The sequence below is a fragment of the Oligoflexus tunisiensis genome (assembly GCF_001748245.1).
Classification (GTDB): Bacteria; Bdellovibrionota_B; Oligoflexia; order Oligoflexales; family Oligoflexaceae; genus Oligoflexus; species Oligoflexus tunisiensis.
The window spans coordinates 3,759,892-3,774,257 of the sequence record NZ_BDFO01000001.1 but is presented as its reverse complement, the minus strand read 5'-3'; the positions used below and the strand labels follow the sequence as shown (position 1 = coordinate 3,774,257).

General features: G+C 54.4%; 13 protein-coding genes. 7 read left to right on the top strand and 6 right to left on the bottom strand.

What is annotated here, in order from left to right:
- Positions 1 to 257: 257 nt before the first annotated feature.
- On the top strand, positions 258 to 833 hold the full coding sequence (locus OLTU_RS15770) for a hypothetical protein (protein ID WP_218110065.1): 576 nt from the start codon (positions 258 to 260) through the stop codon (positions 831 to 833).
- Here OLTU_RS15770 and OLTU_RS15765 read toward each other — a convergent pair.
- The 4 genes from OLTU_RS15765 to OLTU_RS15750 form a co-directional block, all read right to left on the bottom strand.
- Entirely contained in the window at positions 830 to 1,165 is a 336-nt protein-coding gene (locus tag OLTU_RS15765) for a hypothetical protein (protein WP_141733725.1), read from the bottom strand. The two genes, OLTU_RS15770 and OLTU_RS15765, sit on opposite strands and share 4 nt — an antisense overlap.
- The gene (locus tag OLTU_RS15760) at positions 1,162 to 2,337 is read right to left on the bottom strand and encodes a serine hydrolase domain-containing protein (RefSeq protein ID WP_176736662.1); all 1,176 of its coding nucleotides are present in this window, start codon (positions 2,335 to 2,337) and stop codon (positions 1,162 to 1,164) included. The genes OLTU_RS15765 and OLTU_RS15760 overlap by 4 nt, the downstream gene beginning before the upstream one ends.
- 131 nt (positions 2,338 to 2,468) lie before the next feature.
- Positions 2,469 to 4,844 carry a hypothetical protein gene (locus tag OLTU_RS15755; RefSeq protein ID WP_141733723.1) on the bottom strand — a complete coding sequence of 792 codons (2,376 nt, stop codon included), beginning with the start codon at positions 4,842 to 4,844 and terminating at the stop codon, positions 2,469 to 2,471.
- A gap of 252 nt (positions 4,845 to 5,096) precedes the next feature.
- On the bottom strand, positions 5,097 to 5,978 hold the full coding sequence (locus tag OLTU_RS15750; RefSeq protein WP_141733722.1) for a hypothetical protein: 882 nt from the start codon (positions 5,976 to 5,978) through the stop codon (positions 5,097 to 5,099).
- A 582-nt stretch (positions 5,979 to 6,560) separates the two neighbouring features.
- Here OLTU_RS15750 and OLTU_RS15745 point away from each other — a divergent pair.
- Entirely contained in the window at positions 6,561 to 7,238 is a 678-nt protein-coding gene (locus OLTU_RS15745) for a PulJ/GspJ family protein (RefSeq protein ID WP_141733721.1), read from the top strand.
- A gap of 2 nt (positions 7,239 to 7,240) precedes the next feature.
- Here the strand turns inward: OLTU_RS15745 and OLTU_RS15740 are convergent, their stop codons facing one another.
- Together OLTU_RS15740 and OLTU_RS15735 are read right to left on the bottom strand one after the other, a co-directional pair.
- Positions 7,241 to 8,323, bottom strand: coding sequence for a tRNA dihydrouridine synthase (locus OLTU_RS15740; RefSeq protein ID WP_141733720.1), 1,083 nt, complete (start codon positions 8,321 to 8,323; stop codon positions 7,241 to 7,243).
- Positions 8,324 to 8,402: 79 nt separating this feature from the next.
- Positions 8,403 to 8,762 (bottom strand): response regulator, encoded by a 360-nt coding sequence (locus OLTU_RS15735; RefSeq protein WP_141733719.1) that lies wholly within the window; start codon positions 8,760 to 8,762, stop codon positions 8,403 to 8,405.
- Positions 8,763 to 8,956: 194 nt separating this feature from the next.
- On the opposite strand from OLTU_RS15735, the gene OLTU_RS15730 reads away from it, so the two are divergent.
- The 5 genes from OLTU_RS15730 to fabZ are packed head-to-tail and all read left to right on the top strand — an operon-like array spanning position 8,957 to position 14,362.
- On the top strand, positions 8,957 to 10,261 hold the full coding sequence (locus tag OLTU_RS15730; RefSeq protein WP_141733718.1) for an FtsX-like permease family protein: 1,305 nt from the start codon (positions 8,957 to 8,959) through the stop codon (positions 10,259 to 10,261).
- Positions 10,258 to 10,956, top strand: a complete 699-nt coding sequence (locus tag OLTU_RS15725; RefSeq protein ID WP_218110064.1) for an ABC transporter ATP-binding protein — start codon at positions 10,258 to 10,260, stop codon at positions 10,954 to 10,956. The genes OLTU_RS15730 and OLTU_RS15725 overlap by 4 nt, the downstream gene beginning before the upstream one ends.
- Positions 10,953 to 13,262: an outer membrane protein assembly factor BamA gene (bamA, locus tag OLTU_RS15720; protein WP_141733717.1), complete on the top strand. Its 2,310-nt coding sequence runs from the start codon at positions 10,953 to 10,955 to the stop codon at positions 13,260 to 13,262. The genes OLTU_RS15725 and bamA overlap by 4 nt, the downstream gene beginning before the upstream one ends.
- Before the next feature lie 35 nt (positions 13,263 to 13,297).
- Positions 13,298 to 13,879 (top strand): OmpH/Skp family outer membrane protein, encoded by a 582-nt coding sequence (locus tag OLTU_RS15715; RefSeq protein WP_176736661.1) that lies wholly within the window; start codon positions 13,298 to 13,300, stop codon positions 13,877 to 13,879.
- An 18-nt stretch (positions 13,880 to 13,897) separates the two neighbouring features.
- Positions 13,898 to 14,362: a 3-hydroxyacyl-ACP dehydratase FabZ gene (fabZ, locus tag OLTU_RS15710; RefSeq protein ID WP_141736799.1), complete on the top strand. Its 465-nt coding sequence runs from the start codon at positions 13,898 to 13,900 to the stop codon at positions 14,360 to 14,362.
- The last annotated feature ends 4 nt before the right edge of the window (positions 14,363 to 14,366 follow it).

Genomic DNA, 14,366 nt, shown 5'->3' with positions numbered 1-14,366 from the left:
CCCATAGTTCCAATTCCTATCTTGAACCACCTATCTGTCAGGATGTTTCCATTCTTACAGGATCCTCTGGTTTCCTACGAACAATTTTTTTTCGCGGGATCCGGCGTTATTTGCGTACAAAAGTTGTACGGACGGGGCTTCCACGTCAATTGTGCAGTGCGATAGAATGAAGGATATGCGCTCCCGATGGCATTCCACCCCCTTTCGCACGGATGCATGGCATGACCCGCCACCGATCTTCTGCCTTTTATTCCAGAATGTCACGCGCTTGCGGGATGGCTGGGCTCAGTCTTGTCCTGTGTACGGCCCGTCCGGCCCAGGCTGAGCGGGTGCTCGATCTTCATTTCTGGCCGATGGAGGCGTCAGCCCTGGCCCTGGGAGGGCTCTGGGAATTTCACGCCCAGAGGCTGCTGGAGCCGGCTCAGCGACTGCGGGGGTCGGAACTGCTCCTGGAGATCAGTCAGCCCTGGCGCGCGTTTCAGCCCTTGAATGGGCAAACGGAGGGGGCGCTGGATCGGGGCAGTTATGTTCTTTTCCTCAAAGGCTTTGTGCCGCGGCCCGAAGGCTATGCCTTGGAAATTGACGCGCCCGAGAGCATGACCCGCGTCATCGTCTCCCCCAAGTATGCGCCGGGGCGCAGTCATCGTGTGCAGACGGAAGGGGCTTTTGCCGTCTTTCCCTGGTTGCGGACCATTTTGGGCGTACGCCTGAGATTATTGTTTGTGCCGCGCGCGGCAGATGAAATCTGGATGGTGATTATTCAACGCTGGCAGACGGACCCGGATGTCGAGTTCGCCGTGCCACGTCTGAAATTGGCTCAGCAAAAGGATTAACGCTGGAGAAGACAACCCCGGCGTTCATCCTGAAACTTCGCGACGGATGGAAAAATGGGTCGTGCTGCGCCGAGCCACTGAAAGCTGCCGGTGACCGACTTGCTGCTTTTATCCACGCGATAAGCGGCACCCATGGCGATATCGCGTGTCCAGGCATCGCAATCCTGCTCGCTGCGTTCGAGCACGAAAAGACAGCTGCAGATTTCCTTCGCGCGATAACCGGTGGCGAGCTGCAGGATATCCAGGGTGCGAAGGCCGGTATAGGAATCCGGCCAGAGCAGCAAAGCGAGAATCGTGAGTTGGGCGATCAGCAGAGCGATCCAGCGTTTCATAAAAACCCCTTCGCTTCACGCCAGCTGGCGAGCTGGGCAAAGAAATGATCCTCGGGCCAGAATTCGGCCGAGCGATCATCAGCAAAGCGTACCACCACCATGTTCCAGGCCGGGATGATGTAAAGCCTTTGACCCCAGTGCCCCATGGCGATCAGGATGTTCACCGGTGCCTTCGCATAAGGCGGTGCCTTGCCACTCTGGTCGCTGGGAAGATTGATCCAGAAGTGCCGTCCGGTTTGATCCGGCCATGGCACCTTGCCTTTGATATGAGTCAGGACCGCTTCGGTCGGCGCCATCGCCAGCTCGGTCCAGGAGAGTTGCGTGAAACCGGGAATGCTCCCTTTGCGTGGCAGCAGGGCTTCACCCGCAACACAGCCGTCGTGCAGATAGAGTTCCCCGAAGCGCAGAAAATCCCGGGCAATCATGTAACTTGAGGTCGGGCCATAATAGGTGCCTTCCGCATCGGCTTCCATAACCGCGGATTGAATACCCAGCGGCTCAAACAGCCGTTGCCAGGGCATTTCCTTGTATTCGGCGCCATAGATGGATTTTAAGATCAGAGAGAGAAAGGCCGTGTCGCCACCGGAGTAGTACCAGTGGGAACCCGGACGATGCCTGGGACGATAGGGGAGTAGCGCCTTTTCAATGCTGCGTGGACCCAGGCCATAGAGCAAGTTGGTAATGGAGGATTGTTGAGGAAGGAGATGCTCCTCGTAGGTTTCCTTCCAGTCCAGACCCGAGGAATAGCTCAGAAGATGATCGACCTTGACCTCTTTGAGGTGCGGAAAACGCGGAAGATAATCCGCAACGGATTTGTTGAGGTCGAGTTTGCCATCGGCGACCGCGATGCCGGTCAGGGCATTGAAGATGCTTTTGGTGCCGGACCAGAGCAGATGTTTTTTCGTGGGACCGTAATTGTTGAAGTAGGCTTCGAGTTCAATCTTATCCTTGTATGCGATGACGATCGCATCGGTTTTCCATTCGGTTTGCCGCGACCCATCCGGCCTTGTTGGGTTTTGCATGAAGTCGATCAGCTTTTGATCGTGAGCATCCACGGTCGGCACGGGCGCATCGGTCCAGGCTTTGGGATCAAAACCCGGTTTATCGCAGGGAACAGCGTATAAGGGGGAGCTAAGAAGCGCAAGGACCAGGGGCAGATTGGAGACTCGCATGGCATCGCCGTCTGTTGTGGTAGGAAAGGGTTTACCTCGGCAGTATAGCATGAAATGAGGAAAGGCTGTAAGGGAGTCCCTTACAGCCTTTTTTTTAAATGGTTCGATGTTTGCTTACTTCGTCAGTTGCCTTATTCGACTGCAACGCCACCGACGTAACGCAACTCGGAATCCACATCACCCAGATCGGTGTGTGTGATTTCGGTCAGGTTATCGATCGACGGCAGAGCGGGCAGGTTATCCAGCGGGATCGAGGCGCAGCTGTTCTGATCAGCGGCCTTGGCCAGGCGTTGCTCACCGTCAACAGCATAGATGAAGTAGTCGCCCACTTGAGTTCCGCTGCGGATACTGAAGAGTGGCATGTGGTGGCCGATGTCCTGAGCCATTTTCCAGGGGATACCCTGGAGCTGGCCTGGGCCGGCATACTCAAGACGGTAGGACTTGCCAACGATCGAAGAATCGGTGTTGCCGTCCCAGTCATTGGCGGTTGTGTGCGTATAGGACAGTTGCAGAGGAGCATCGAAGGTCACGAATTGGCCGTCGCTGCCTTTCAGACCGGCGAACTGATTCCAGGAACCGGCACCCGATTGGAACGTATAGTAGGTGTCGAGTTCGTTGGACAGGCGCCAAGGGTCGATTGATTTATCGCTGATCGCCGCGTGAACGTCCGAGCAGACCAGAGCGCCGGAGAAGATCATATCCAGCCGAGACAGCTCGTCCTGGCTGGTGGGCAGGTCGGAAGGCAAGGCGAAAGCGGTGCTGCCTTCTTTCAGGTTCTGGGTGGTGCTATCCCAGGTATAGGTCGCCATAGCGGTTTGGATGTTTTGCGCTTGGTTCACGGTATAGTCCTGACCCCAGTTCACAGTTGTGGTGTGATAGAGGTTCGAGTACATCGGACCCGATTGGCCGCCTTCCGAACGTTGGAAATTTTGTGCCGTTGGGGCCATGACGGGGCAGTTCTGGAAACAAACGAGGCTACAGGTTGGAGCTTCGGCTGTACCGGATACGATTTTTTGCGAATGGTAGCTCAGAACCAGACTGTCACTCAGCGTCATGGAGTTGGAGATCTGAATATTTGCATTCAGACTTGGAACCCAGATGTTGGCACCCCATTCTGGAATTGTCACGGTACCGGAAGCGGCTTCCTCAGTAGGTGGGCCGTCGCTGCTCCAGACCATTTTCGCGGTTTTGGACAGAGTTGAACCATCCCATTTCACGATATAGCTCGTGCCGCCATCGTGGTATTGAAGGTCAACACCTTTCAGAGCGCCGAGTGTGGTCGTGGATTTGGTCAGTTTGGTCAGCTTGCCAGGAGCTGCAAACACAGTGTAGGGCGTGCTCACCTTCTGACCGTCAGTCCAATCCACTTTGTTCACTGTCATGCCGGAGGTGGCAGTGCCGTTCTCACCGAGCCACATCCCATGGTAGCCAGCCCAGCCGTAGCGGACAGCACCGTCCTGGGTATATTCAATAGGGAAACCGGAGTTGCGTGTCACCGTAGCGCCGGTGGCATCCACGAGGTCATAGCGGAAGATAGCGGTTTTGTATTTGTTCAGGTCATAGCAACCCTTGATCTCTTCCTGATTTGAGCCTTCCGGGCTCGTATAGGAGACAGCATAGTCCACGTTCAGGAAGTTGGCGTCGAAACGAGCGGAACCTTTGGATGTATAGCTCCGATCCGATCCTTCGCTCCCACTGGAATCACTGTGCACATAGCCAATCACAGTGTTTTCGTCGAGAACTTCGAGTTCGGCAATACCCTGGCCGAGGCCGGTACGGCCGTCGCCGCTTTCATCCATACCTGTTTCCAGGATGAATTTGCCAGCGCTGGTGCGTGAGGTCCGAATGAAGCCTTTGCCCATGATCTGGCCATTGGCATGACCTGTATAGCGCATATCGAAGACACCAGCAGGTGCTTCATCCGAAGGTGGTTCCACGACCACGACTTTAACATGGTATTTGCCATGATCACCTTCGTCCAGCAGGAGGTTGGCAATCAGAGGCTTGTTCTCTTCACGAGTGGCGTTCACATAGACCGTCACCAGCTTGGGTGTCTGGCCGCTGCTGGAGGAAGCACCGCTTTGCTGGCCACCGCCACCTTCCTGTTCACGGCTACACTTGTTTTCGTCAACCTGGGCCTGGTAAGCGCCGGCGTTGGCCTGTTCCCAGAATTTGGTTTGCGAGAGGAAGCACATGATCTCACCGGCTCTCTCGACTTCTTCGAAGGCTTCGTTGGTCATACGCAGACGAACTGTGCGTTCACCCGCGAGTTTGAAGGATACTTCCCTCATCGCGAGTGATGCGCCGGCATCCTTACCTTTCAGAATGGTCACTTCACCGGCCAACTGCAGAGCACCGGTTTCCAGGGTCACGATGGTGTCTTCATTGGGTTCGATCGAATCGACTGTCGAACCACCACTGCTTTTTTTCTTGCCGCAGGACGCCACCACCAGAAGCGATGCGGCTCCAAGGAAAGCTGACTTTTTAAGCATTGGTTTGATTACCATGTAACGATCTCCATCAGAGTTCGGACAAGTTGTGCATGAGGCGCACAAGTTAATCTGAAATTCGCTGAACGCGGGGGCGGAGTTGAATGTGTTTTTGGTATGAATTCAGAAGGTCGGATTATCAACAGCTTGGGACTGAAAAGTCGGGTAGCCGAGCATTTTTTTAAGTGGCGAGTGTGTAGAGCGGTACCCAAAACGGACCAGTTTGGCCCCAGACTGAGCCTTATCCAGGGCAGATATTCGCAAATTCACTTAGTTAGTGACGGAATTCCAAGCGCCCTCAGGTTTTGCGCCTGGCGCACCGTAGCCCCAGGTCCCTTTAAAGGTGGTGCGTTCGGGATTTGTCCAGGTGAATTTGAACCAGCCGGCCACGGTCGCCCCTTCGTGCCAGGCGCCTTCCATGGTCGTTTCCGTCTGACTGATCATGGACATCACGTCCATGTAGGTGGTGTTGTCCGGTGAGGGGCAGCCGGGGACCGAGACGCGGGTCCAGGCATAGGTGGCTTTGTCGCCTTCAATAGTGAGCTGGGCGTTCACCCGGGCATTGGCTGTGCAGCCGGGCTCTATGAACTCATAGTAAGAGTCGATCGTGCGTTTAAAGACGATTTTTTCAAAGTTGTAGCTGAGGGCTTTGTTAAGGTCCTGCCATTGCCGGGTGGGGAAGTGGAAGGCGATGACGCAAAGGACCTGCGGCCCCAAGGGCATTTTATCGAGGCTTAGAACGATTGGGTTTTTGGCTTCACTGACCGTGTAACCACCAGTTTTGTCACAGTTGGATTGGGTTTCGAGCTTGTAAGCATAGTGACTGATGGATGGATCGGCTTTAACGGGGAGGCTATAATTATAACGATCGGTACCGCCCGACGGCACGCCTTCCACGCTAAAACTTACCACAGGGAATGCCACACCGGCTTTCCGGGCAAAGGTATTGGGATCATCGGGACGAAAATCCGGGTCCACGGTTCCCAGGGTGGAATCGTCGGGATTCTGATTGGAGGTGGCGTCGCCGCTGGGATTTACGGCCGTTTGATTGCGAGGGATCGTGCGCCGTTGCTCGATCTCAGTGCCGCGCTCGCAGGCACTCAGAAACAGCAAAGCCAGCATTAAGCCAAAAGCCCAGTGCCCGAGTCCCATAATATCTCCAAGATAATCTGATAGGACTGATCGGCGATCCTGGTGTTAAACTTGATAAAAGGGTAATAGTGCGGTCATTTCCAGAATTTGATCCGACCCATTCTTCGCGCCCTTCCGCGCGGGGAAGCCCCGACAATCCTTACCTAATACTTACCATAACCAGATTCATACTTTTTTACAGAGGCCCGCGAACCTCCGTGAACTGCTGGACTCAGCTTTGTTCAAATTATACCGAAATTTAAAGTGTCCAAGGAGCAAAAAGTTGACGGGTGGGAATGAGATGACGACTTCGTGGACGAGTTGTGCGTTGGGAATCATGAGGACCGCTCGGGAGTGAGTTAAAGACCTCGTGAGGGTGAGCCAAAGGGTGGAATCGAGCGTTGGAAACCTGATGACGGGTGGGAATAAGATGACGACGTCGTGGAAGAGTCGGACGTTGGGAATAATGAAGACGGTCGGATGTAAGTTGAAGACATCGTAAAGGCGGAGCCAGAGCGAAGAATCCAGCGTTGGGTACCTCATGATAGCTGATGACGTCGTGAAGGGCGAGTGAGAGTTACGAGTCGAGCGATGGGAGCCAGGATGCGCGGCAAACGATGGGACGGCATGAGTGGAATGACTCTGATCGAGTTCATGATCGGATTGGGAATCCTGACGATGATTGGCTATGGTGCGACGCATTTCTATTCGCGCGTCACGCAAACAGATGCAGAAATAAGCGCCAAAGCCAAGGCCCAGTCCGAGCTGGCAGCTCTGACCAGTCTATTGGAAAAGGACTTGAAGTATCGGGACATGAATAACCTCACTGACCTTTGTCCCGATAATCTTTGCACGCAAGTCAGCATAGAAAGACTGGCTGCAGGAGGCGACGGAACCTATACGGTCCGCTACACAAGTTCGTGTCAGCCGCTGCCGGAACATTTGAATGATCTTCAGTTTCAGGACATCAAGAGCCAATGCATAAAAGCCCTGAACTGCCCTGCAGGGACCCATCCCAGTCTTGCCATCGAACTTTCCAAACCACTTTCGGGTGGTCCCTTGTATCCCGGAAGAACACCACCGGCAGGGCAAAAGCGGAGCGCATACAATTTGGTTGGTGCCGCTCTGTGTGTGAGCCGAACCACGACCGCAAAGGGTGACAGGGAGCGGATTATTCTGGAAGGCGCCTTCCTGGGTTCGAACAAAATGATCCGGGTTGAGCGCAAGGAGACGGCTGTCTCGAGCCAGAACCTGGCCCGGACTCAAATGCTGCCGAACTGAATTCAAAGCAGGTTGATGCGCTGGCTCATGGGAAAGTGATAGTTTTCCAAACTGTACTGCGTCATCGCCCTCACTTCATCCAGGCTTTTCGCCTTCATGCAACGCGAATAGTAAGCATGGCCGAAAACCAGCCACTTGCAGGCGTTGATCACATGAAAACGCAAACGGCGCAGTTTCTTGTCGTCATCAGTGAAATACTGATCGAGATAATCACAGTATTGCAGCATCGCCCGCAGAAAAGCCTGGCCTTCCTCTTCCGGAGTTTCCGGCGGCTTCTGACCGGGAAAGGCGGCGGGCGGCTTCGTGTAACCCAGGCGCCAGGCCACCTGCCAGATAATCCAGGGCCGGGCTGTGGCGGCGCGGCCGATCATGATGCCATCGACCTGAATATCCCGAAGGAGATGCAGGGCATCCTCGGCTGTTTGAATATCACCGTTCACCACGATGGGAATCCTGCGCTTGGGTATCAGATCGGTGACCAGACTCCAGTCGGCTTCCCCTTTATGCTTTTGCGATTGCGTCCGCGCATGAATCGTCAACCAATCCGCGCCGGCCTCTTCGAGCCCGCCGGTAAAGCGTTCCAAAAAATCGGGATCGGCCTTGTCCTGGCCGCAGCGCATTTTCACACTCACGGGTCGGGTGGAACTGCGTTTGGTCATCGCCACAATTCGCGCGGCATAATCGGGATCGCCCAGTAAGCGAACACCCCAGTTATGCTTCAAATGCTGGCGCGCGGGGCAGCCCATGTTGATATCAAAGCCCCAGGGATTGAGCGGCATCAGCTTCTCAATCGAACGGGCGATGTAGGTTTCCTCATTGCCAAGGAGCTGGGGCACGAAGTGCGACTCCTGATCCATCACCCGCAGCTCATCAACCTGGTCGATGCGCTCAAATGGCAAGCGACGCGTGGAAAGCATCTCGGTAAAAAGAAGTGGGTTCAGCCCTTCTGGCGTGAAATGGCGAACCAGATGACGAAAAGCCACATGACTCAGCCCGACCATGGGCGCCACGGTGACAGGAAAGGCGACGCCAAGGGCCGCCAAACGCGATTTTTGCCAGGTATTCTGGAATTGTTCGAACGACATGAAAGCTCCGGCGGTGCAGACCACCGTGTTACGCGAAGCCTGCCGCGAGGTCAACCGACGCTTTGCCTGGGGAGGAGGATTATGCGGTTTTCTTGCCGAGCTGCTGCAGAATCATTTCTTCCAGCGATTTGCCGCGTATGGCATTGAATTTATTAATGAATTCAACGCTTTCAGGAAGATAGGGTTTAATATGATTTTCCGGAAACGATGACACGACGATCACCGGAATCCCGTGATTCACACAGTAATGGGCGAGGGAGGCGCCATCACCGTCCTTCATATTGTAATCCGAGATGACGAGGTCGTACTTATTGTCTTTCAGGATATTGATCGCTTCGTAACCGGCCGAAGCAGTCATGCTCTCACCCAGGTCCCTTAGTTTGTCCTGAATGACAAGAGCCAGTTCCTGGTCATCATCGACGATCAGCACTCTGTACATGGGCACTTCCTATGCTCAATGGCTTAGTTACCTTCACTATAGCAGATCCCGGTGACAGGGAAAAGACGCGGAGTAAACCTGCACTCGTAAGTTCCTGTATCGAATCCTTGAAATCTAACGCGAATTCAACATACTATGTCCCCTAAACCTCGGGGGCACCTGCTGAATCGCCTCGGGTAAACGGGGATGAATGCGTGGCAGTACGAGCCGGTTTCAGTTTTATCCAATGGGCCGCCTGGCGTTACCTGATTGCTCGCAAAGGGCGACACGGTCTCTCTTTCATGACCACCTTTTCGATTTTAGGCGTGATGATCGGCGTGGCCGCTTTGATCGTCGTGTTGTCGGTCATGGGCGGCTTCGAACAGGATCTCAAAAACAAGATGCTGCGTGGTCAGCCACACCTTGAAGTTCTCGCCGAGAACGCGGTGGCCGGTTTCAGTTTGCAGGAATATCCCCTAAGCAGCTTTGAAAAAATGTTTCCGGAAGCCAGCGGGATTGCACCCTTTATCCAGGCGGATGTAGTCCTCAAACAGGGGAAACATCTGTCGGCCGTCGTGCTGTTCGGGATCGATCCCGAGGTGGGCGGTGACCTTTGGGCCTTCGACTCGTCGATGACGGATGGGAACCTGAAGGATATCACGACGGAACATGCTCCTTTAATAACCACCGACGGGGATCGCAGCCGTTGGCCAGGGATCGTGCTGGGCGATGGCCTCGCGGGACAGCTCGGGGCGGATATCGGGGATGAGATCACGGTGCTCAGTCCGCAGGCATCGTCGACGTCCACCATCATGAGCGGGGGAACGATCACACGTTCCTATGTCCTGGTTGGAACCTTTCACACCGGGCTGTTTAACTATGATTCGAAGTGGGCGGTCGTCTCGCTCAGCGAAGGCCGCAAGTTCATGGCGGACTATGAACCCTCCCTTGATGATGAGGAATACGTCATCGGCGTCGGCATCAATACCAAGGATCCGATGCATATCGATCCGCTGGCCGAACGCCTGAAAAAGGTCAAAGGTCTGAGCGGCAAGACCTGGAAGCACACCAACTCGGCTCTCATCTTCGCCTTGCAGCTCGAAAAGTACACCATGGGTGCCATTCTCATGTTGATCATCCTCGTGGCCGCGTTTTCCATCAGCGGGACCATGATGATGACGGTTTACCATAAAAAACAGCAGATCAGCCTTCTACGCTCGCTCGGCATGACCCAGCGGGATATCGGCCGGCTGTATCTGGTCCAGGGTTTTACCATCGGAACCGTGGGCATTATCCTGGGCCTCGGCCTCGGGCTGGGGCTTTGCTATCTGCTCAAGGAATTGCGCTTCGCGGATCTGCCGGTCAACCTCCACTCTCTGCGCAGTCTGCCGGTTCGGTTTTTACCCTTCGACTATATGATTATCTGCGGAGCTGCCTGGATTCTGAGCCTTCTCGGCGCATTCTATCCGGCCGTCACCGCTGCCCGACAAAACCCTTCGCAGGGACTGAGGTATTCGTGACAGTGACGACCCCGATTATCGAACTCCAAGGTGTCTTTAAGACTTATCAAGTGGAACGGCAACAAGTGCAGGCTTTGCAAGGCGTAAACCTGAAAGTCCGCAAAGGCCAGCTGGTTGGGGTAACCGGCCGATCTGGTTCCGGGAAAAGTACGCTGTTGCATGTGATCGGCACTCTTGATACTCCAAGTGCTGGCTCCGTGAGGCTGAACGGCAAGGATGTATCGAACCTTAGCGATCATACAGCGTCAGCCTTTCGCAATCGCACTGTGGGTTTTGTGTTCCAGATGAATAATCTGCTGCCCGAATTCTCGGCGATTGAAAACGTGATGATGCCCGGCCTTATTTCGGGTGGCAACCGCAGCCTTCTGCGTGATCGGGCGATCAAACTTTTGCAAGCGGTGGAACTTGGCCATCGCTTGAACCACCGGCCGGCAGAGCTTTCCGGCGGGGAACAGCAAAGGGTGGCCATTGCCCGCGCTTTGCTGATGGAGCCACCGATTCTCCTGGCGGATGAACCCACGGGGAACCTCGACAAGAAAAGCGGGGAACTCGTGGAGTCCTTGCTGATGGATTTAGGTAAACGGAATCAATTGACCATGCTTCTGGTAACACACGACATGGAGCTGGCCAAGCGGATGCCCTACCAGGTGGTGATGGAAGACGGAAATATTGTGGATTTTGGGGGACCCTGGTGAGACGACTGCTCATCGCATTGCCACTGCTCGCGGCTTTAACGCCGAGCCTTTCGGCTGCGGAACGTATTTCTGAAATGGTTGTTCGCGGCAATAAAAAGGTCGAGGCTGATGCCATCCTAACGAGCATCCAATCTGCCAAGGGCGAAAACCTCGATCCGGTAACCATTCGCGAAGACATCAAAAAACTGCACGAGCTTGGCTATTTTTCCGATATTCGCGTCTATCGCGAAGACGTCGCGGGTGGCGTTCGCGTCATCATTGATGTGAAGGAAAAACCGGCGATTGTCGCGATTCAGTTCAATGGCCTCGAAGAACTGAAGGAAGATGATTTCAAGGACAAGCTCGAAACCAAGGTCTATACGATCGTCAATGAAAGCACGATCACCAACGACCTGCGCATGATCGAGAAGCAGTACCTGGAAAAAGGGTACTATCTCGCCAAAGCGTCCTACAAGCTGGAAGTCAATCCCAACAACGAAAACGAAGTGACCCTCGTCTATAATATCGAGGAAGGCGGGAAAGTCCTGGTGGGCGACGTGCACATCATGGGCAACCATTTCTTTTCGGATGCGGAGCTGATCGGGAATTTCTTCTCGCGTCCCTACACCCGCATGTCGAATCTTTCGGCGCCGGGCTCGGTTTATAACGACGAATTCATCAAGCGCGATACGGAAGTCATCAGTTACCTTTATAAGGATCAGGGTTTTGCCGAAGTCAATGTCGGGACCCCGGTGAAGGTGATTGAGGAAGATCGCCGCTTCGTGCGCCTGACCTTCGAACTGGAAGAGGGCATTCAATATAATGTCGGTGGCATCGAGATTTCCGGGGATGTTCTGTATCCCGTCGAGGAAATCAAAGAATGGATGCAGCTGAAACCGGGCGAATTGTTCCGTTTCTCGAACTTCCGCAAGGACGTCGAGATGCTGATCGACAAGTACGGGGACAAGGGTTATGCCTTCGTCGATGTGAACCCCAAGCATCGCTATGACCGCGAGCAAAAGCTGGTCTATCTGAATTATGAAATCGCCAAGGGTGAGAAGGTTTACTTCGGTGACTTTACCTTTATCGGCAACACCAAGACCCGCGACAACGTTCTGCGGCGTGAGCTGGAGGTCGCGGACGGCGAGCTTTACAGCGGCACGCGCCTCGCCACATCCAAGGCGAATATGGAACGCCTCGGCTTCTTTGAAGAGGTGCAGACGGTTCGGCAGCGCGATGAAAAGCAGCCGCATATTCTGCACTACCGCTTCAAGGTGAAAGAGAAACCAACCGGCCAGCTGCAGGCCGCTCTGGGCTTCAGCCCGGGCGCGGAAGCTGCGGAAAACAAGTGGTTCGGCCAGGGCCGTTATTCCGAAGAAAACCAGAGCGGAAAGGGCTGGCGCTCCAATGTCACCGGTCGTTGGAACGGTGGGAAGAACTACTCGCTCGAATTGGGTTTGACCGATCCGCGGGTGAATGATTCCTATTGGTCGCTGGGCTTCTCGGCCTTTGTGCGGAATGAAGTGCGGCTGATCGCGGATGATGTGGATATTCAGGAAGGTCGCAAAGGCGGCAGTATCAGCGTCGGCCGGCGGATCATCGAGCTGGTGCGGGCATCGATCACCTACCGGACCTCGATCATCGATATCCAGTCGGATACGTCCCTGGTGGGCAGCTTCGTCGAAGCGGGCCGGGAAAACAGTATCATCCTGGGCGTGGCGCGGAATGCGACCAACAACTATATCGATCCTTCCGAAGGTTCGGATATTCGATTTGCTCAGGAATTTACCGGTGGCAGCCTGCTCGGCGGAACCCGGCAGTATCTGGAAACGTCGGCCTCGGCCGCGTTCTATATTCCCTGGGATTTCTCGGAAACCTATCGGACCTACTTCCGCTTCTTCGGTGACTTCGGTTTGCTATGGCCCAACGGCGACCAGCCGATTCCCATGCTGACCCGTTATCGCTTGGGTGGGGCCGAGAACATGCGCGGCTACGATAACCTTTCGCTCGGTCCGAAGTACAGCATCATGCAGGCGCCGAACAGCGAGGCCAATGTTATCAACAAAGGTGGTAACAGAAAGCTGCTCTTCCAGGCGGAGTACTTCATGCCGATTATCAAGGAAGCCAATATCAAAGGTCTGGTCTTCTACGACATGGGTCGGGTTTATGATGAGACCGAAGAGATGGAACTCACCGGCTTTCATCGGGATGTGGGTTTCGGCTTCCGGTGGATTACCCCGGTGGCACCTTTCCGCTTTGAATGGGCTTATCCCATTGAAAACGGACGACCCGGTGATCTAAAATTCATTTTCTACCTGGGTTATTAATAGTATTTTCAACTTAGTCAAAAGGGATGTCGCCCATGCATTTTTCCGGACTGCTCCGTCAGGTTCGTCAGTGGTTGCCGCTGCTTGTTCTTTGTACTGCCTATGCCAGGACAAGCCCGGCTGAAGCCGTGGCCGCACCTGCCGCGGGTGGCAAATATGCGGTCGTGGATATGCAAGCCGTCATCCTCAACGTCGAGGAAGGCAAGCAGGCCCGTGCGGATTTGGAAAAACAGATCAAGGCCAAAGAAAAAGATTTGCTGAAGAAGAAGGAAGAACTCGACAAGATGAACCAGGAGTGGGAAAAACAAGCTCCACTTCTCAACGAACAAGCTCGGATGACCAAACAAAAGGAATTCCAGGAAAAGTTCATGTCGCTTCGTAATGAAGAGATGAGCTTCCAGAATGAGATCAAAGGCAAGGAACAGGCGGCGACCCAGAAGATTGCGATCGCTGTCAGCAGACTGGTCAATGATATGGCGAAGCAGAGAGGCGTCGATATGGTTTTTGAAACCAACAGCGCGGGCCTGCTTTACCTCAAGGATCCAGTGGATATGACCAAGGATGTGATTGCAGCTTTCGAAGCGCAGAGCAAGAAAGGCAACACGGCCAAGAAATAAGGAGCAGCAGCCACCATGATGAATTCAGAAACGGCCAACAGCACCAACAGTTCCACGCCCACAGCCGGCCTGGGTTCCATTCAAGATTGGTTGCCCCATCGTTATCCCTTCCTGCTCGTCGATCGCGTTCTGGACTATCGCCCGGGTGAATACATCCGGGCCCTCAAGATGGTGTCCGGACTCGATCCTTATCTGCAAGGCCATTTCCCTGGCAATCCTGTGATGCCAGGGGTTTTGATTGTTGAAGCCATGGCCCAGGCGTCTGGTATCCTGGGCCGCCTTACTTTCCCCGAACGCAAAAACTCCTGCCTGCTCACCGAGATCGGTGAAACACGCTTCCGGCGTCAGGTCACGCCTGGCGATGCCCTGGAACTTCATATCGTGGTGGAAAAGCAGCGCAAGGACTTCTTTTGGTTTAACGGCACGGCCAAGGTTTCTGGTGAATTGGCTGCGTCCTGTGTATTTACTGCCAAGCTGAGCTAAACGA